Source organism: Bifidobacterium longum subsp. longum JCM 1217, from assembly GCF_000196555.1.
Taxonomy (GTDB): Bacteria; Actinomycetota; Actinomycetes; order Actinomycetales; family Bifidobacteriaceae; genus Bifidobacterium; species Bifidobacterium longum.
The window spans coordinates 810,147-827,077 of sequence record NC_015067.1 but is presented as its reverse complement, the minus strand read 5'-3'; the positions used below and the strand labels follow the sequence as shown (position 1 = coordinate 827,077).

General features: G+C 59.0%; 15 protein-coding genes, 3 tRNA genes and 2 pseudogenes. 18 read left to right on the top strand and 2 right to left on the bottom strand.

Annotated features, from left to right (window positions below; genetic code table 11):
- Positions 1-274 precede the first annotated feature (274 nt).
- The 4 genes and pseudogenes from BLLJ_RS11650 (at position 275) to BLLJ_RS03380 (ending at position 1,462) form a co-directional block, all read left to right on the top strand.
- The gene (locus tag BLLJ_RS11650; RefSeq protein WP_016507594.1) at positions 275-445 is read left to right on the top strand and encodes an IS66 family transposase; all 171 of its coding nucleotides are present in this window, start codon (positions 275-277) and stop codon (positions 443-445) included.
- Positions 430-1,068, top strand: a pseudogene (locus tag BLLJ_RS11510) (IS66 family transposase); the annotation flags it as partial. The gene BLLJ_RS11650 and the pseudogene BLLJ_RS11510, both read left to right, overlap by 16 nt.
- 16 nt (positions 1,069-1,084) lie before the next feature.
- Positions 1,085-1,267: pseudogene (locus BLLJ_RS11600) on the top strand (IS66 family transposase); the annotation flags it as partial.
- Complete coding sequence (locus tag BLLJ_RS03380) at positions 1,268-1,462, top strand: hypothetical protein (protein ID WP_007052039.1); 195 nt, start codon at positions 1,268-1,270, stop codon at positions 1,460-1,462. It abuts the pseudogene before it with no gap.
- Between the two features lie 119 nt (positions 1,463-1,581).
- Here BLLJ_RS03380 and BLLJ_RS03375 read toward each other — a convergent pair whose 3' ends face one another.
- Positions 1,582-2,688, bottom strand: a complete 1,107-nt coding sequence (locus tag BLLJ_RS03375) for an MFS transporter (RefSeq protein ID WP_230468179.1) — start codon at positions 2,686-2,688, stop codon at positions 1,582-1,584.
- Positions 2,689-2,711: 23 nt separating this feature from the next.
- Entirely contained in the window at positions 2,712-2,906 is a 195-nt protein-coding gene (locus BLLJ_RS03370; RefSeq protein WP_013582501.1) for a hypothetical protein, read from the bottom strand.
- 150 nt (positions 2,907-3,056) lie between these two features.
- Here BLLJ_RS03370 and BLLJ_RS03365 point away from each other — a divergent pair, with 150 nt between their 5' ends.
- The 14 genes from BLLJ_RS03365 (at position 3,057) to BLLJ_RS03300 (ending at position 16,882) form a co-directional block, all read left to right on the top strand.
- Positions 3,057-3,710 carry a hypothetical protein gene (locus tag BLLJ_RS03365; protein ID WP_007052037.1) on the top strand — a complete coding sequence of 218 codons (654 nt, stop codon included), beginning with the start codon at positions 3,057-3,059 and terminating at the stop codon, positions 3,708-3,710.
- Positions 3,711-4,988, top strand: a complete 1,278-nt coding sequence (locus BLLJ_RS03360) for a DNA/RNA non-specific endonuclease (RefSeq protein WP_013582500.1) — start codon at positions 3,711-3,713, stop codon at positions 4,986-4,988. It abuts the gene before it with no gap.
- Positions 4,988-5,371 (top strand): immunity protein YezG family protein, encoded by a 384-nt coding sequence (locus tag BLLJ_RS03355; RefSeq protein ID WP_007053450.1) that lies wholly within the window; start codon positions 4,988-4,990, stop codon positions 5,369-5,371. The genes BLLJ_RS03360 and BLLJ_RS03355 overlap by 1 nt, the downstream gene beginning before the upstream one ends.
- Positions 5,372-5,617: 246 nt before the next feature.
- Positions 5,618-7,099 carry a DUF1846 domain-containing protein gene (locus BLLJ_RS03350; protein WP_013582499.1) on the top strand — a complete coding sequence of 494 codons (1,482 nt, stop codon included), beginning with the start codon at positions 5,618-5,620 and terminating at the stop codon, positions 7,097-7,099.
- A gap of 175 nt (positions 7,100-7,274) precedes the next feature.
- On the top strand, positions 7,275-9,149 hold the full coding sequence (locus tag BLLJ_RS03345; protein ID WP_013582498.1) for an acyltransferase family protein: 1,875 nt from the start codon (positions 7,275-7,277) through the stop codon (positions 9,147-9,149).
- An 85-nt stretch (positions 9,150-9,234) separates the two neighbouring features.
- The gene (locus BLLJ_RS03340) at positions 9,235-10,257 is read left to right on the top strand and encodes a ribose-phosphate diphosphokinase (protein WP_008782813.1); all 1,023 of its coding nucleotides are present in this window, start codon (positions 9,235-9,237) and stop codon (positions 10,255-10,257) included.
- Between the two features lie 116 nt (positions 10,258-10,373).
- Positions 10,374-10,444: transfer RNA gene (locus BLLJ_RS03335), tRNA-Gln, on the top strand.
- Between the two features lie 94 nt (positions 10,445-10,538).
- Positions 10,539-11,921 (top strand): bifunctional UDP-N-acetylglucosamine diphosphorylase/glucosamine-1-phosphate N-acetyltransferase GlmU, encoded by a 1,383-nt coding sequence (gene glmU, locus BLLJ_RS03330; protein ID WP_013582496.1) that lies wholly within the window; start codon positions 10,539-10,541, stop codon positions 11,919-11,921.
- Between the two features lie 3 nt (positions 11,922-11,924).
- A complete protein-coding gene (gene rsfS / locus BLLJ_RS03325) occupies positions 11,925-12,338 on the top strand; it encodes a ribosome silencing factor (RefSeq protein WP_007053455.1) in 414 nt (137 codons plus the stop codon).
- Positions 12,339-12,489: 151 nt separating this feature from the next.
- Positions 12,490-13,188: a histidine phosphatase family protein gene (locus BLLJ_RS03320; RefSeq protein ID WP_007057554.1), complete on the top strand. Its 699-nt coding sequence runs from the start codon at positions 12,490-12,492 to the stop codon at positions 13,186-13,188.
- 218 nt (positions 13,189-13,406) lie between these two features.
- Positions 13,407-13,479, top strand: a tRNA-Ala gene (locus BLLJ_RS03315).
- Between the two features lie 89 nt (positions 13,480-13,568).
- A tRNA-Ala gene (locus tag BLLJ_RS03310) sits at positions 13,569-13,641 on the top strand.
- Positions 13,642-13,847: 206 nt separating this feature from the next.
- On the top strand, positions 13,848-15,518 hold the full coding sequence (gene pta, locus BLLJ_RS03305) for a phosphate acetyltransferase (RefSeq protein WP_013582495.1): 1,671 nt from the start codon (positions 13,848-13,850) through the stop codon (positions 15,516-15,518).
- Between the two features lie 134 nt (positions 15,519-15,652).
- Complete coding sequence (locus BLLJ_RS03300; protein WP_011068227.1) at positions 15,653-16,882, top strand: acetate/propionate family kinase; 1,230 nt, start codon at positions 15,653-15,655, stop codon at positions 16,880-16,882.
- The last annotated feature ends 49 nt before the right edge of the window (positions 16,883-16,931 follow it).

Genomic DNA, 16,931 nt, shown 5'->3' with positions numbered 1-16,931 from the left:
TACGAAAAAGCGTAAAGCCACCTGTGATTTTGGGTGAGTAAAAACTATTGAGACCCTCTGGAAACAACGTTTTCAGGGGGTCTCTTTATGCCTTTTGACCTGCAGTTTCAGTCATTTTTACTCTAAAAGCGCGTACACCACGGACATGGCGACACGCAGCGGACGAAGAGTAAAGGATTTTTCGGAGAGTGAACTGTCCCAGTAGTTTGTCCCACCACCCCAAAAACGCCCCTGAAACTCAAGTGAAACTCAATAGGAACGCAAGGGCGTCATCGTGCGAGCACCGCAGCCTGAGCCGCCGATACCAGGCTCGTTTGCGACGCCGTCGCTGCTTGCCTGGATCGTCAACGGCAAGTACGTCATGTCGCTGCCGCTCTACCGCATAGAGACAGACCTCAAGGCGTGCGGCGCGACGATATCGCGCCAGGAATGGCGAACTGGATGATGAACGTGCACGCGCGCTGGCTGGCGAAGGTCCATGAGAGAATGAAGGTCGAGCTGCTGTCGCATGTCAGGATTCATGCCGATGAGACCACGGTTCAGGTCCTGAAAGAGCCGAACCGCGAGGCGAAGAAGAAATCGAGGATGTGGCTGTTCTGCTCGGCGCGCTGCAACGTGCCCGTGTATGTATTCGAATACCACGAGACCCGCAGGAAGGGCGTTGCCCAGGAGTTTCTTGCGGGCTGGTCCGGCACGCTTACCGCCAACGGCTACAAACCCTACTTCAATCTCGGCAACCCCAACATCGCCAACACGGCGTGCCTCGTCCACGTGCGCCGCTACTTCGCCCAAATCGTGAAGATCGCCGGCGGCGACGCCAAGGCGGCGTCTGCGGCCAGCGTTGCGCTCGAGGCAAGGCGCAGGATCGACGCCATGTTCAAGGTCGACTCCAAGTTCGACGACATGGAGCCGGGCGGCAGGAAGGCCGCCCGCGACGCGGAGCTCCGCCCGCTCATGGAGGACTTCGGGGGATGGGCGCGGGCCCAGCTTCCCCTAGCCTCGCCGAAGCTGGCGCCGCACCGTGCGCTGCAGTACGCTGTGGAGTTCTGGCCCTACGTCATGAACGTGCTCGAAGACGGGGCACCTGGAGCTCTCGAACAACGTCGCCGAGCAGGCCCAGCGAATCTTCGTCGTAGGGCGCAAGAACTGGCTCTTCAGCGATGCGCCGCGCGGCGCGCGGGCGTCTGCGGCGATATACAGCGTCACCACCACGGCCAAGGCCAACGGGCTCAATCCCAGGCTTTACGTCGAGTGGCTGCTGACCGAGATGCCCAACGCCGGCGAGCTCACCGATGAGGTTGTGGACTCGTTCCTGCCGTGGTCGGATAGGGTGCCTGAGTCCTGCAAGCTCGACCCAGCCGCTGCCGAGAAGGCCAAAGAGATGCCTGACGACTTCATAATTAACATCGACCCCGATGCGTTCGACGACGAGATGGCGAACAACGCCGAGGAGGGCCTGTAGCGACATAGCGGCCTAAGGCATACCGCAACGCAAAGATGGAAACGTCCAGGACTTTTCCATCCGTATGCCGGAATGGTCCTGGACGTTTCCTGCTACGCGGTCATTTTGACGCTTACGCTCTAATGCCTCCACCGCTTGTCGCGGGCGGGGTAGACGATCCAGGCGGATGCGTAGCTTGCGATAAGGCAGACAATGACGCAGACGATGCTTGTCTGGAACCCGAATGAGTCATTGATAACGCCCCAGATTACGCTTGCGAAGCCAATGCCGATGTCATTGGCGAGCAGGAACAGGGCGTTTGCGGCGCCCCAGCGCTCTGGCGGGGTGTTCTTTACCGCTACGCTTTGATTAAGTGGCAGGCTTATGCCAGTGGCGAGACCATAGAAGATTCCGGACGCCAGGAAGACAGGTTCCCCGTACGGTGCGGCAAGTAGCATAAGGCAGCAGAGGATGCCGCACGCGACGGCTCCGGTCATTGTTTTGATTGCAGGTACGGTGTCCATGAAATGCTTTGAAATCATGCGAATGATAATCATGCTTACCGCGCTGATGGTGTAGAAGAGACCGGCGTGGGTATAGCCGAGAGTAGTACCGTACAGACCAGCAAAGAAGACGCCAAAGCCAAAAGTGGGGCACATGATCATCTGTGGGATGGCGCCAGGCAATGCGCGCGGCTCGAAGATGTTGAATGAGTCACGCAGGGTTCTCTTGGACACCTGGTCGCCTTCAGGATACTTTTCACTGTTAATTGTTTCGGATGTAGTTACTGTGGTGGGGCTGGGTGCCTGCCCGTCTTTTGAGTCGAGTTCGAGCCGGGTTTCCATTTTGATTCGGTATGCGCTGGAGCTTGGCAGAGTTTGCCATTTACTTTCATAGCGTGCGTTGAGGGCGATTACAAGCCCTGCAAACCCAACCAGGGCAAGGCCGACATAGAGGTTCGTTGAGGGATCGGTTCCTACTAGGTAAAGTGCGAAGGCTGGGCCGATGCTCATGGCGATAGCCTGTCCGAGGCCGTGGTATCCAATGCCTTCGCCGAGCCGTTCTTGCGGTAAGACGCTTGCTGCGGCGGTCGAGGCTGCTGTTGTTGCTGCGCCAAAGCCCACGCCTTGCAGCAAACGGCTGATTGTGAAGAGGGGGATGCCTTGAACGACAGCGGACAGTGCTGTTCCTGCTATGAGGATAGCGATGCCGGCGATGATAACGAGTGAGCACTTGCCGTTGTCGATAACAGGGCCGACGAACAGTCGTGCTAACGCGGCGGCAATGGAGAAGACGAGGCAAGTACGCCGGCAAGGCTCGCACCGTAACCTTGGCCTGCCAGGAAGACGCTGGTTCCACTGTTGAGTCCTTGGCCCATGACGAAGCAACAGAAGGTCAGCGCGATGATAAGCACGAAAATAAGCGACCACAGCTTCGGATGGTCGTCCTTACCGATATTTGGCATGAGAACCCTCCTTTGATTCCAATACTCGTATTCTACGTCTGCAAAAGTGAGATGTAAGCGCCAAAATGACCGCGCCTTAACAACCCGCTGGGCTTGAGGCAGAATCATCGCATCGACTTATCCTGGAAACTGCCTGACGAAGGCGACAGGATGCTTATCGGCAAGGCGGCAAATCTTAACGAGAGCCAAATCCAAGAGCTTGCAAAGCTTCAGCGAGGCGTTGCAGCAATATATCAGAACGAATGGATCGAACCTGTCCTCTGTCACATCGAACCGCATGAACGCGGCCTAGAGTACTCGCCGACACAGAGCAAGCACAGCGCGAAGGACAAGGCTTCTTCTGAAGAGCTTCGCTATCTCAACTCTTGTGTGCTTAATCCGTTCAAGCTCGATGAGCCAAGGGAATACAACTTCTGCGACTGTGTGCACAAGATGGACATACCTGACTCCATGAAGGCACGCTTGATTGAGATGGCAAGGACTCCTCTGTCCTCGAGGAAGCCACTGTTTGAATGGTGTGCTTATAGGTATTTCAATATTGGACGCATCCTCGACGACGCCAGGGATTTATCTGCCGACAGCCTCAAAGAGAGGCTTTGCTCCCATCTGCTTTCAAGCTGGAAATTCGAAGATGACTCCTCACCCGAAAGCTGGGGACCAATCCAATACCTGTTCATTCAGTCGATGCTTAACGCTCATCTCAACGAGCTGAGAAAGAGGGGTACCGGCATCGAGACAACGGAAAAGGCCTCAGCACTCGCCGAAGTATCAGCGGTCTTATCTCAAACAAGGCCGGTGATCTAAATGGCGTTTGAAAATATAGAGCAATTAATGCCGGATACGACCGAAACGAGATTGGCCTTTGAGGAGGCGCAACGCACCGTTGCTGATTGTGCAGATGCCGCATGGCGGGATATTTCTTCCGGCGATGTCCTAACCGCGAGCATTTCAACAGTTCAAGAAGCCGCAGATGACGCCTGGAAAGCATGCGAGCCAACACTCAACGCTGCAGGCGAAACTGTCCGCGATGGCGCAAGGAACGGAGCTTATCTTGGCGGCAGGTTCGTACTTGGAGTTGCCGACGTTGGAGAAAACGCATATGTCGGTGTTGAATCGAATATTGAACTACTGGCCGAAGACGAAGAAGCAGCGGTGAAAACCGCGCAAACACACGCTGTTGACGATGCAGCCAACGCCTGGGGCGACTTCATGGAAGCCGATGAGCAGATACGGGAAATCGGAGACTATGTCGAAACTGGAGGCGAAATCGCCACTGAAGTTGCGCTTGGTGCCGTAGCCGTCACCGCTTCTGCCCCTGCAGCACTCGCTGCTGGGTCTGTACTCGTTCTTGACGAAATGGGAAAGAGCTTGGAAGCCGGCGCTGAAGACGGTGAGATATCTCAGGAGGATATCGTCGGAGAAGTCGTTGCGGGAACTGTTACGGCAGCAACGCTTCTTGCCGGACGAGGTCTAAATAACTTTCTTGCCTCAAAGGCAGCAGAATCGGGCGCAAGCTCACGAATTCTGGATGATGCCGGAAAGGCAATTTACGAAGGCGACCGACTGCTTCCCAATAACGAGTTTGCGATCGACGGCGTGAAGTGTGCAACCGACGATCTCGGGCAACTTTACCGCGTTGGCGACGACCTCGTTCCGAACATGAGCTATGAGATCAATGGGTATAAATACGTTACCGATGCAATGGGTAGGGTCGAATCGGCCGAAGGCTTCTTACAACTAAAGACCCACGAAGGTCGTTTGACCATCAAGGACACTATCCAGTCAATCGGAAAAGGGTTTGAAGAGCTTTTTGATCAAAGAGGCCATCTGATTGCCGACCGATTCAATGGATCAAATGGCCTTGAGAATATTGTCGCCATGGGCGGCGAGGTTAACCAAAAAGCCTATGCAGCAATCGAGCAAAAATGCGCCGATGCTTTGGCTGATGGCGCTGAAGTGTTTTTCAAGGTTGAGCCACTTTATGAGGGCGGGTCATTCAGGCCTAGCTCGTTTGCTATCACGGACATTATTGACGGCGAAGAGACGGTTACGTTTCTTCTTAACACTGCAAAGGAAATGTAATGAGTGAAAAGAAGATGCTACAAGGGATAGCTTCAATTCTTGAGGAAACCCTCCCCGAAGACTGGAGCAAGGTCGTGTTTTACGCCGAGTACGCCGAGGGTGCGTTCTCTATTGAGTATTACGTTGCTGGCAGCGGAAAAGACGACTTCGTTAAATGCTTTGACCAAAAAGGCGTTTCGAGGGCATCCTTGATGAAAAACTTTATGGCTATCAACAAGTTCATTGAACCTGAAAGGGCCGCGCTTAAGCCCGAAAAGAGATGGGGATCGATGACGCTTATTCTCCATTCCAACGGCAAGTTCAAAGTTGATTACGACTACTCCGACATGACAGAAAACGCTTACGCCCGAAAGAAGGCCTGGAAAAAGAAATATCTCGCCTAGCAACGAACGGTCTGGGAAATCACCGCAAAGCCACCCGTGCATACTCTTCGAGCGCACGCGTCGTCGGCAACGTTTCAACCAGCGCGTTTTTGGGAGCCATGCAAACCCCTGTTCAACATTCCTCGGGAGTAATTGCTCTCTATGACGAATGGGATTCCCCATCGGGGAATCCCATTTTTTGTTGCCGACGACGTCCGGTATAATTTTTCCGTTTACGACGTCGTTCGGAAAGGGATGCCGACCTCTATGCGCCAGGGATTCGACAACGAAAAATACATCGAGCTGCAAGCCGCCAACATCAGAAAGCGCATCGCGCAATTCGGCGGCAAACTCTATCTGGAATTCGGAGGCAAGCTCTTCGACGACTACCACGCCTCGCGCGTGCTGCCCGGCTTTGAGCCGGACACCAAGTTCCGCATGTTGGAAAGTCTGGTGGACGATGTGGAAATCGTCATCGCCATCAACGCCAACCATATCGAAAAAGGCAAGACCCGCGGCGACCTCGGTATCCCCTACGACGAGGACGTGCTGCGACTCATCGACGTGTTCCGTTCCCGCGGCTTCCTCGTCGGCTCCGTAGTGCTCACCCAATACGCCAATCAGCCCGCCGCCGACGCCTACCGCCACCGCCTCGAGCAACTCGGCGTCACCTGCCGCCTGCACTACCCGATCGCCGGATACCCGCACGACATCGAACGCATCGTGTCCGATGACGGCTACGGCAGGAACGAGTACATCGAGACCAGCCGACCGCTCGTCGTGGTCACCGCGCCCGGCCCGGGCTCCGGCAAACTCGCCACGTGCCTGTCTCAGCTGTACCACGAGCACCAGCGCGGCATCGACGCCGGCTATGCCAAATACGAGACGTTCCCCATCTGGAATCTTCCGCTGAACCATCCCGTGAACATCGCGTACGAGGCTGCCACCGTCGACCTCGACGATGCCAATATCATCGACCCCTTCCATCTGGAGGCGTACGGCGAGACCACCGTCAACTACAACCGCGACGTCGAAGCATTCCCCGTGCTCAAGGCCATGATGGAGCGCATCATGGGCGAAAGCCCCTATCAGAGCCCCACCGATATGGGCGTCAACATGGCCGGATACGCCATTGTGGACGACGATGCCTGCCGCGATGCCGCGCGTCTGGAAATCGTGCGCCGCTACTTCGCCGCCGCCGTGCACTTGAAGCGCACCGGCACTGGCGAGGAACAGGTGGAGCGGCTGCGCTCCATCATGAACCGGGCCGGCGTGACCCCCGATCTTTCTCCCGCCCGCGCCGTGGCTCTTGAGAAGGAGGCCGCCACCGGTGCCCCGGCTGGCGCCATGGTGCTGCCCGATGGCCATGTGGTCACCGGCAAAACCGGCGACCTGTTGGGCGCGGCCAGCGCGCTGCTGATGCACGCGCTCAAGGCCGTCACCGGTGTTGACGAAACCATTCCGGTAATCGACGATGCCGCCATCGAACCCATCTGTCGGCTGAAAACCGAACATCTCAACAGCGTGAACCGACGCTTGCACTCGGATGAGACGCTGATTGCATTGTCAATCACCAGCGCCACCAGTCCTGTGGCCGCTCGCGTCATCGACGGGCTCAAACAGTTGCGGGGCTGCGACGCCTTCTTCTCCGTTATCATCTCATCCACGGACGAGGCGCTGTATCGCAAACTCGGCATCAACGTGTGCTGCGAACCGAAGTACGAACGGGTGAGTCTGTATCACCGGTAAGCGCCACCGATAAGCGCGGTATGCCGCGAATCGTCAAGCCGGTAATCATGCAGCATGCGGCCTGACGATTCGCTGCTGTCGCATTGTCTCTCCCCTCGGCCATGCTGGGCTTGTTTTCCGTTTGTTGGAGAGAACGGGGAATGCCATCAGCACTACGGAAAGAGAAGGATTATCCGTGAAGCGGTTCGTGGGTTTAGACGGTATTAAAGGACTAGCGCTGATAGCCATTGTGCTGTACCACTGCATGCAGCAACGGCTGCCAGGCGGATTCTACGGAGTCGACGTGTTCTTCACCGTCTCTGGATTCCTGATTGCCGTCAGTTTGATTCGTTCTCTGGCGAAAACCGGATCGCTGAATCTCGTGCGATATATTCCCAAGCGTGCAGTACGTCTCTATCCGGCGCTGTTTCTGCTGATTCCGGTCATCGTCTCCGTCGGCTGGCTGTTCGATCACGACATTCTAGTTTCCATCCGCGACCAAGTCATCACCGTGCTGCTGGGCTGCTACAACTGGTACGCCATTGCCGGAGGCCAAAGCTATTTCGACCAAATGAACCCGCAGGTGTTTCGCCATCTGTGGTTCATTGGCGTGCTCATGCAGTTCTACGTCATCGTGCCGTTCATCGTCTGGCTGATGTGGAAGCTCCGCCAGACGAAACTGTCTTCACTCATCCCACTGGGACTCGCGGCGTTCAGCAGTATCGCCATGTGGGTGATGTATGTGCCCAAAGGCGACCCCACCCGCGTCTACTTCGGCACCGATACCCACAGCATGGGCCTGATGCTGGGTGTGGCTCTCGCCTGGTGGGTCACCGCTCCTCAGTTGGGCCACGCTCGCCAGAGGGCTGTGCCGATGCCCCGCACCATTAGCTCGAGCGCTTCGGCAGCCGCACATCGGGCTCCGTTACCTCAGATTCCCGTGGAGCATCGCATCTGGAATGCGGCGGCACCGGTATTGGCGTTCCTCAGCCTGATTGCCTTGGTCACCATGGCGGTTATCGGCAAACAGGATGCATTCGCCTTCCGCGGTGGCATCATATTGTCCAGCTTGTTGTCCGTGCTGCTGATTGCCGGTACCATCTCCGACGATTCCTGGATGCAAAGCCTCATGGTGTTCAAGCCATTGGCCTCCCTCGGCAAGTATTCGTACGGCATCTACCTGTGGCACTGGCCGTTGTGGATTCTTTCCAGCGCCCTTGCCCCGAAGATCTTCAAGGCAGTAGGGCCTTGGCCTCTCATCATGACCGCGTTGCTCACCGCCATTGCGGTGATGATTTCCTGGCTGATGGTGGAGAAACCGGCGGCAACGCACTCGGCGGTATCCGTCGTGGTGCCCCTTCGCACGAACAAGAAGAATCATGTGGCCCGGGTTATTGCCGTTGACGTTATCCTGGTGCTGTCGTTGGCCGGCTGCGTGCAGGGCATTGCTCATGCACCTGCGAAAACCGCCATGCAGATCCAGCTGGAGCAACAGGCCGCACAACTGGAACGCATACAGAAAACCGAACACGTGCTGCTGCGACATGCCGTGCCGGCACCGCCCAAGCCCAAGCATGAGATGCCCACCGGCGATCAGATTACCGCCATAGGCGATTCGGTGATGCTGGCCTCATCACAGGGCCTTTCGGAAGTCTTCCCCGGCATTCAGACCGACGCGAGCGTTTCCCGCTCCATCATGGTCGCCCCCGAACTCATCGGCAATGATCTGTCCGCCGGCAGTCTGCGGCAGTGGGTGCTGATCGGCCTTGGCACCAATTCGGCAATCACCCCCGATCAGTTGGACCAGATTCGTAATATGATCGGCCCCGACCGCGTGCTGGTACTGGTCAATGCCCACGGAGACCGTACGTGGATTCCACCTACCAACCAGGTGCTTGCCGACTATGCGGCCGCACATCCGGACAATGTGGTGCTGGTGGATTGGGATGCCACAGCCAACGCGAACGCGCAGGTGCTCGGCTCCGACGGCATCCACCCGAGCATGGATAGCGATATCTATGCAAAGGCGGTCAAACAGGCCATCGAACAATGGATCGCAAGCGGCAGGTGAACGGCAGGCAACGCTGAGTTGTCCAACCGGTCGTGAAGAACGGCTATGCTGAAGACTGCATCAACGAGACCACACGTTGGGAGACATGGTGAGCGCAATCCTTGAAGGAAAGCCCGATAAGAATCTTATTCTCGTTACGGGAAGGATTCATCCGAAGTTGGCTGAGGATGTCGCCGAGCAGCTCGGCATCGACGTCCTTGAAACCACCGCATACGATTTCGCCAACGGCGAGATGTACGTGCGCTACACCGAATCGGTGCGTGGCGCCGATGTGTTCGTGCTGCAAAGCCACTACAAACCCATCAACAAGGCGATCATGGAGCAGCTCATCATGATCGACGCATTGAAGCGCGCCTCGGCCCGTTCCATTACTGCGGTCTGCCCGTTGCTCGGCTACTCCCGTCAGGACAAGAAGCACCGCGGCCGCGAGCCCATCTCCTGCCGTCTGGTGTTCGACCTGCTGAAGACCGCCGGTGCCGACCGCATCATGTCGGTCGATCTGCATGCCGCGCAGTCCCAAGGCTTCTTCGACGGCCCGGTCGATCATCTGGTGGCCATGCCAGTGCTGGTCGACTACATCCGTGATCGTTTCCAAGGCCATCTCGACAACGTCGCCGTCGTCTCCCCCGACGCCGGCCGCATTCGCGTGGCCGAGCAGTGGGCGCAGCGTCTCGGCGGCGGTCCGCTCGCTTTCGTGCACAAGACGCGCGACATCACCCGCCCGAACCAGGCGGTCGCCAACCGTGTGGTCGGCGACGTCGCCGGCAAGGACTGCGTGCTTGTCGATGACCTGATCGACACCGCCGGTACCATCGCGGGCGCATGCCACGTGCTGCAGGACGCGGGAGCCAAGTCGGTGACCGTGGTCGCCACGCATGGCGTGCTCTCCGGCCCGGCCATCGAGCGACTCAAGAACTGCGGTGCGCGCGAGGTCGTGCTGACCGACACCGTGCCGATTCCCGAGGAAAAGCGCTGGGATGGCTTGACCGTCCTGTCGATCGCCCCGCTGCTGGCCAGCGCCATCCGCGCCGTATTCGAGGACGGCTCGGTCGCCGAACTGTTCGACACCTACCCCGAGCACCACGGTCAAGGCTTCCTGTTCGCCTGATCACGTGCGTGTTTGTTCAAGGAAAGCACACGATGCGAGACGCGACATGGCGTAGTCTTTCGGTAAATACCGACAATATGGTATAAATGAACACTTGTGGGCCGAAAGCCCACGACTCCCCCATGGTGTAATGGCAGCACACGGGTCTTTGGAACCCTTTGTCTTGGTTCGAGTCCAGGTGGGGGAACGGCTGACGGCCGCTCGACATCCGGGCGGCCGTCTATTGTTTTGAGGTGTTTCCACCCTCAATAGACATTCCGATCGAAGGGAATACGTCAGTTATGGCATTATCCGCAGCCATCGTCCTCGCAGCCGGCGAGGGTACCCGCATGCGTTCCAACAAGCCGAAGGTGCTGCATACTTTTGCAGGCAAGACCTTCCTGAACAGGGTCATGGATTCGGTGGCCGCCCTGAATCCCGACACGCTGGCCGTGGTCGTGCACTTCCAGGCCGAGCGCGTCGCCGAAGCCGCCCGCTCCTATGACGAGCAGGTCACCATCGTGAACCAGGACGACATTCCCGGTACCGGCCGCGCCGTGCAGTGCGCAATGGCGCAGCTCACCGAGGCTGGCAAGGTCGATGGCCCGGTGCTGATCGCCGCCTCCGACATGCCGCTGCTCGACAGCGAGACGCTGCACCGTCTGGTCGAATTCCACACCGCCTCCGGCAACGGCGCCACCGTGCTCACCACCATCCTCGATGACCCGACCGGCTACGGCCGCATCATCCGCGATCGCGAAGGCAACGTGCTGCGCATCGTCGAGCAGAAAGACGCCAACCGCAGCGAACTCGCCGTGCAGGAAGTGAACACCTCAGTCTACGTGTTCGAGGCTTCCGTGCTTACCGAGGCAATCGCCGGACTGAAGTCGAACAACGCGCAGGGTGAGTTCTATCTGACCGACGCGCTGGAAACCGCCAAGGCCGCTGGCAAAGTCGGCGCGTTCGCTGCTCCGGATCCGCTCACCGTCGAAGGCGTGAACGACCGCGTGCAGCTGGCCGCGCTGTCCAAGACCTACAACCGCCGCGTCTGCGAGCGCTGGATGCGCGATGGCGTGACCATTCTTGACCCGGAAACCACTTGGATCGAGGACGATGTCCAGATCGGCCGCGACGCCACCATCCTGCCCGGTTCCTTCCTGCAAGGCCACACGGTGGTCGGCGAGGACGCCATCGTCGGCCCGTACACCACCCTCATTGACGCAACCGTGGACGAAGGTGCCGTGGTCGAGCGTTCCCGCGTGCAGGAATCGCACATCGGCGCACGCACGAACATCGGCCCGTGGACCTACCTGCGCCCGGGCAACGAGTTCGGCAAGGATGCCAAGGCCGGCGCGTTCGTCGAAATGAAGAAGGCGCACATCGGCAACGGCACCAAGGTGCCGCACCTGAGCTACGTGGGCGACGCCCAGCTCGGCGACCACACCAACATCGGCGGCGGCACCATCACCGCCAACTATGACGGTGTGCACAAGAATCGCACCACCATCGGCTCCGGCTGCCATGTGGGCGCCGGCAACCTGTTCGTGGCCCCGGTCGAGGTCGGCGACAACGTGACCACCGGCGCCGGCTCCGTGGTGCGCCACGCCGTGCCGAGCGACACGATGGTCTACTCCGAGAACACGCAGCACAACGTCGAGGGCTGGAAGCCCGCCTGGGAGCGCTGAACCATGCCCGCACTTCAGGATTCCATCAACGCCGTCCGCGTGGCCGCCGAGGCCGCAGACCGTATCAAGGCCACCGACATCGTGGCCTTCGACGTAGCCGACCTGCTCGGCATCACCGACATCATGATGATCGCCGGCGCCTCCAACGAGCGTCAGGTACTGGCCGTGGCCGAGGAAATCGAAAAGGACCTGTTCCTTAAGTGCTCCGGCCGTCAGCCGCGCTCTCGCGAGGGCCTGACCGAGGGCCAGTGGGTGCTGCTTGACTACGGTGATTTCGTGGTTCATGTCATGCACGAGGAATCGCGCGAATTCTACGGGCTCGAACGACTCTGGCGCGACTGCCCGGCCATCGATCTTGAACTCGCACACCCGGAAACGGCGGAGCATGCGGAAGATGCTGCCGTCACCACCGCGTAACGTGCGAATCGCGTAACGCTGATACTTGCTGATATTCGCTGATATTCGCTGATATTCGCGTGTCGGGCTGCCTGTTGCCGAACGTCATTGACGGCACCAGGCAGCCCTCCCTTTTTCCTGTTTCCTCACTGGAACCGAAAGGATCGTCACTATGACCAATCATGTTCGTTCCGTTTTCCTTATCCGTCATGGACGTACCTCCTACAACGCCGCTCACAAGCTCCAAGGCCAGGTCGACATTCCGCTGGACGCCGTGGGTGAATGGCAGGTCAAGCAGACCGCCGCGGCCTTGAAAAGCCTGTACGTCGATCGTCGGCCGGAAATCAACCACCGGTTCATTGTCTGCTCCGATTTGAAGCGTGCGCACGCCACCGCGCAAGCTTTCGCCGACGTATTGGGTGGAATCGAGCCCGTCGATGATCGTCGCGTCCGTGAACGCAGCTTCGGTGATTGGGATGGCCATGCCGTGGCCGAACTGGCCGAACGCTACCCCGAGGACTTCCGTTCCTGGATGGAGTCTCGGGGCGGCGAGCTGAAGTATGGAGCCGAGCCCAAGGAAGCTGTGGGCAAGCGCGGCGTGGAGGCTCTTGAGGACTGGTCCACGCGTGCCGGAGACGACACGGACCTGTTCGTGTTCTCGCACGGCGCATGGATTGCGCAGACATTGCAGACCCTGTTGGGCATTTCTGCAATCGATCCGACCTTTTCCACGGTGGTTTCATTGCGTAATGCGCACTGGGTGCGCTTGGTGCCGATGGACAATCCCGATGGCACTGTGCGCTGGCGTCTGCTGGACTACAATCACGGTCCGGCCATCGCCGACACCGACGAGTGGGAACGCGAACGCTGATCGTGTCACGGCTCCCCTGCTGAGCCAACAGGTTCAGTGTATTCGAAAAACCGTTCAAGCAGTAATTGAATAACCCAATGCCTGAATAATGGCGGAAACAAGCCAAAAAGTGTCGCCAAATCCCACTTTTGCCATTTGGCGACACGCCGGCTTTTGCCAGAATCGACATCTCGTCGTAATGTATACGAGGTCCAAACAACGGGCCAACAACTGAAAACGGGGCTATAGCGCAGCTGGTAGCGCATCTCCATGGCATGGAGAGGGTCGGGGGTTCGAATCCCCCTAGCTCCACGACGAAGCCATCAAGTCAGGCGATATGGTGGTTTCTCCGCTGGTTCATGGCGGGTCTTGCGACTCCCATGAATCGGATAGCTTCACTCGGGGCTATAGCGCAGCTGGTAGCGCATCTCCATGGCATGGAGAGGGTCGGGGGTTCGAATCCCCCTAGCTCCACAATCGAGGCCGGTGCTTCACGCACCGGCCTTTTTCGTTTTCTGGCCTATCGGCCGACTTTTGGGGTTTTGCGCAACATTCCCCGGAAAGCGTCGCAAAGGGGACGCTTCCGATTGGCGCGACACCGGCGTGAGCGATAACAGTAATCGCCACTACAATGAGGTGTGGTCCCTATCGTGTTGATCATCAAAGGAGACAAAAACATCGTGACCGTCACCCGTGTATATATCGCCAGCCCTGAAGGCGCCAATGGCCGCAACGTCGTCGCTTACGGCATGCTCAACGCATTGACTTCCAAGTACAAGACCATGGTGTTCCGCCCTGCTGTGTCCAACCATGACGAATTCACCCCGATCCTACTCGCCGCCTCCAATGCCGGACTCGGCGTGGCCCTGTCCACCGGCCTCGATGTGCACAAGGTGCGCGAAGATAAGAACACCGCCCGTGGCGATATCGTCGGCGCGTTCAACGATGCCATGGACGTTTCCCGCGCGGACGCCGCCCTGATCGTGGGCACCGACAAGTCCCACGTCAACGATCCGACCAGCTATGAATTCGACGCGAATGTCGCCGCTGATCTGAAGGCCGGCGTGTTCCTAGCCGTGTGCACCATCAACCGTTGGCCGCACGAGCTCGACGAGACCGTCAAGCTGTCCATCGAGGGCATGGAGGCCGCTGGCAACAAGGTGCTCGGCATCTTCGTGACCGGATGCGAGCCGCGCCACGCTTTCTCCGTTAAGGAGACCCTCGCCAAGTACGGCCTGCCGGTCTGGACTCTTCCGCAGGTGCCGTTCACCGATGAATCCACCAAGGATCTGGCGCTGGAGGCCTTCCGTAAGAACGCTCCCACCGATGAAGTGCTCGCCGCGCTCGATGTGGACGTCACCGCGCCCATCACCCCGTACGCCTTCCAGTTCGGCCTGCTCGGCAAGGCCAAGAGCAACAAGAAGACCATCGTGCTGCCCGAAGGCGAGGAGGACCGCATCATCAAGGCGGCCGACTACCTGCTTGAGCGCGAGATCGTGAACCTCATCATCGTGGGCAACAAGGACGCCATTCTGGCTCGCGGCAAGGAACTGGGCCTGAACTACTTGGATCGCGCCCGCTTCCAGGCTATGGACGACGAGAACGTGCTGAAGCCCATGGTCGCCAAGCTGTGCGAGTTGCGTGCCAAGAAGGGCATGACCGAGGAGCAGGCCCGCAAGCAGCTGACCGACGCCAGCTACTTCGGCACCATGCTCGTGGTGCTCGGCTACGCCGACGGCCTGGTCTCCGGCTCCGTGAACTCCACCGCCAACACCGTGCGCCCGGCCCTGCAGGTCATCAAGACCAAGCCCGGCCAGAAGCTGGTCTCCGGCGCATTCCTCATGTGCTTCAAGGACCATGTGGCCGTGTTCTCCGACTGCGCCATCAACCTCAACCCGGACGCCGAGCAGCTTTCCGAAATCGCGCTGCAGTCCGCCGAGACCGCACGTGCCTTCGGCATCGACCCGAAGGTCGGTATGCTCTCCTACTCCACCCTCGGTTCCGGCAAGGGACCGGACGTGGACATGGTCGAGGAAGCCACCAAGCTGCTCAAGGAGAAGGCTCCGGATCTGCCGGTGGTCGGTTCCATCCAGTTCGACGCCGCTTGGTCCCCCACCGTAGCCGCCACCAAGGCCAAGGGCAACGATGTGGCTGGACACGTCAACGTGTTCGTCTTCCCGGACCTGTGCGCCGGCAACATCGGCTACAAAGCTGTGCAGCGCTCCTCCGGCGCCTTGGCCATCGGCCCGGTGCTGCAGGGTCTCAACAAGCCGGTAAACGACCTGTCCCGTGGTGCTCTGGTGCGGGACATCATCAACACCATCGCCCTCACCGCCATCGAAGCGCAGTGAGCCCGGCTTGGCTCCCGGTGGCTCCCGCCAGCGGGAGCCACCGTAATGCCTTTTTTGTAGCAAGCAACGAGTAATCTAATCAACGGTAACCCGTGTCTCACGGGAACATTCAATCACAATGGAGGATGCCCATAATGGCGAAAACCGTCCTTGTCATCAATTCCGGCTCCAGCTCGATCAAGTACCAGCTGGTTGATCTCGAATCCGGCGAAGGCCTCGCTTCCGGCCTCGTCGAGAAGATCGGTGAGCCGGTCGACGGCCACTACAAGCACGAGTACAACGGCGAAAAGCACGAGCTTGAAGAGCCGATTCACGACCACGAGCAGGGTCTGAAGCGCGTGCTCGGCTTCTTCGAGGAGTACGGCCCGAACCTGTCTGAGGCTGGCATTGTCGCCGTCGGCCACCGTGTGGTGCAGGGTGGCTCCATCTTCCCGAAGCCGGCCCTCGTGACCAACAAGACCATCAACCAGGTCAAGGATCTGGCTGTGCTCGCCCCGCTGCACAACGGACCGGAGGCCAAGGGCGCCGAAGTCATGCGCTCCCTGCTGCCGGACGTTCCGCAGATCTTCGTCTTCGATTCCTCCTTCTTCTTCCAGCTGCCGAAGGCCGCCAGCACCTACGCGCTGAACAAGGAAATCGCCGATCAGTACCACATCCGCCGCTACGGCGCCCACGGCACCTCCCACGAGTACATCTCCTCCGTGGTGCCGGACGTCATCGGCAAGCCGGCTGAAGGCCTGAAGCAGATCGTTTTGCACATCGGCAACGGCGCTTCCGCTTCCGCTGAAGTCTCCGGCAAGCCGGTTGAGACCTCCATGGGTCTGACCCCGCTTGAGGGCCTGATGATGGGCGGCCGTACCGGTGACATCGACCCGGCTGTGGTCTTCCACCTGATCCGCAACGCCCACATGAACGTGGACGAGCTTGACGCCCTGTTCAACAAGCGTTCCGGCATGATGGGCATGACCGGCTATGGCGATTTGCGTGAGGTTCACCGTCTGGTGTCCGAGGGCAATGAGGACGCCAAGCTGGCTCTGGATGTCTACGTGCACCGCATCGTCAGCTACATCGGCAACTACACCTACCAGATGGGTGGCTGCGACGTGATCACCTTCACCGCTGGCGTGGGCGAGAACGACGACGTGGTCCGCAAGATGGTGTGCGACAAGCTCGCTCCGTTCGGCGTCAAGCTGGACGAGGAGAAGAACGCCACCCGCTCCAAGGAACCGCGCATCATCTCCACTCCGGACTCCTCCGTGATCATCGCCGTGATTCCGACGAACGAAGAGCTGGCCATCGCCCGCAAGTCCGCCGCAATCGCCGAAGCCGGCACCGACACCTACGGCAACACCTTCGCCAAGTAAGTAACCGCCGTTAGGCATCTCACCAATCTCTAGTTGCAACACTATGGGG

Bases quoted from the DNA above. Each gene is read 5' to 3' on its own strand.
- BLLJ_RS03380 (WP_007052039.1), top strand. From the start codon at position 1,268: ATGCCCAACGCCGGCGAGCTCACCGATGAGGTTGTGGACTCGTTCCTG.
- BLLJ_RS03370 (WP_013582501.1), bottom strand. From the start codon at position 2,906: ATGCCAAATATCGGTAAGGACGACCATCCGAAGCTGTGGTCGCTTATT.
- BLLJ_RS03365 (WP_007052037.1), top strand. From the start codon at position 3,057: ATGCTTATCGGCAAGGCGGCAAATCTTAACGAGAGCCAAATCCAAGAG.
- BLLJ_RS03360 (WP_013582500.1), top strand. From the start codon at position 3,711: ATGGCGTTTGAAAATATAGAGCAATTAATGCCGGATACGACCGAAACG.
- BLLJ_RS03355 (WP_007053450.1), top strand. From the start codon at position 4,988: ATGAGTGAAAAGAAGATGCTACAAGGGATAGCTTCAATTCTTGAGGAA.
- BLLJ_RS03350 (WP_013582499.1), top strand. From the start codon at position 5,618: ATGCGCCAGGGATTCGACAACGAAAAATACATCGAGCTGCAAGCCGCC.
- BLLJ_RS03340 (WP_008782813.1), top strand. From the start codon at position 9,235: ATGGTGAGCGCAATCCTTGAAGGAAAGCCCGATAAGAATCTTATTCTC.
- glmU (WP_013582496.1), top strand. From the start codon at position 10,539: ATGGCATTATCCGCAGCCATCGTCCTCGCAGCCGGCGAGGGTACCCGC.
- rsfS (WP_007053455.1), top strand. From the start codon at position 11,925: ATGCCCGCACTTCAGGATTCCATCAACGCCGTCCGCGTGGCCGCCGAG.
- BLLJ_RS03320 (WP_007057554.1), top strand. From the start codon at position 12,490: ATGACCAATCATGTTCGTTCCGTTTTCCTTATCCGTCATGGACGTACC.
- BLLJ_RS03300 (WP_011068227.1), top strand. From the start codon at position 15,653: ATGGCGAAAACCGTCCTTGTCATCAATTCCGGCTCCAGCTCGATCAAG.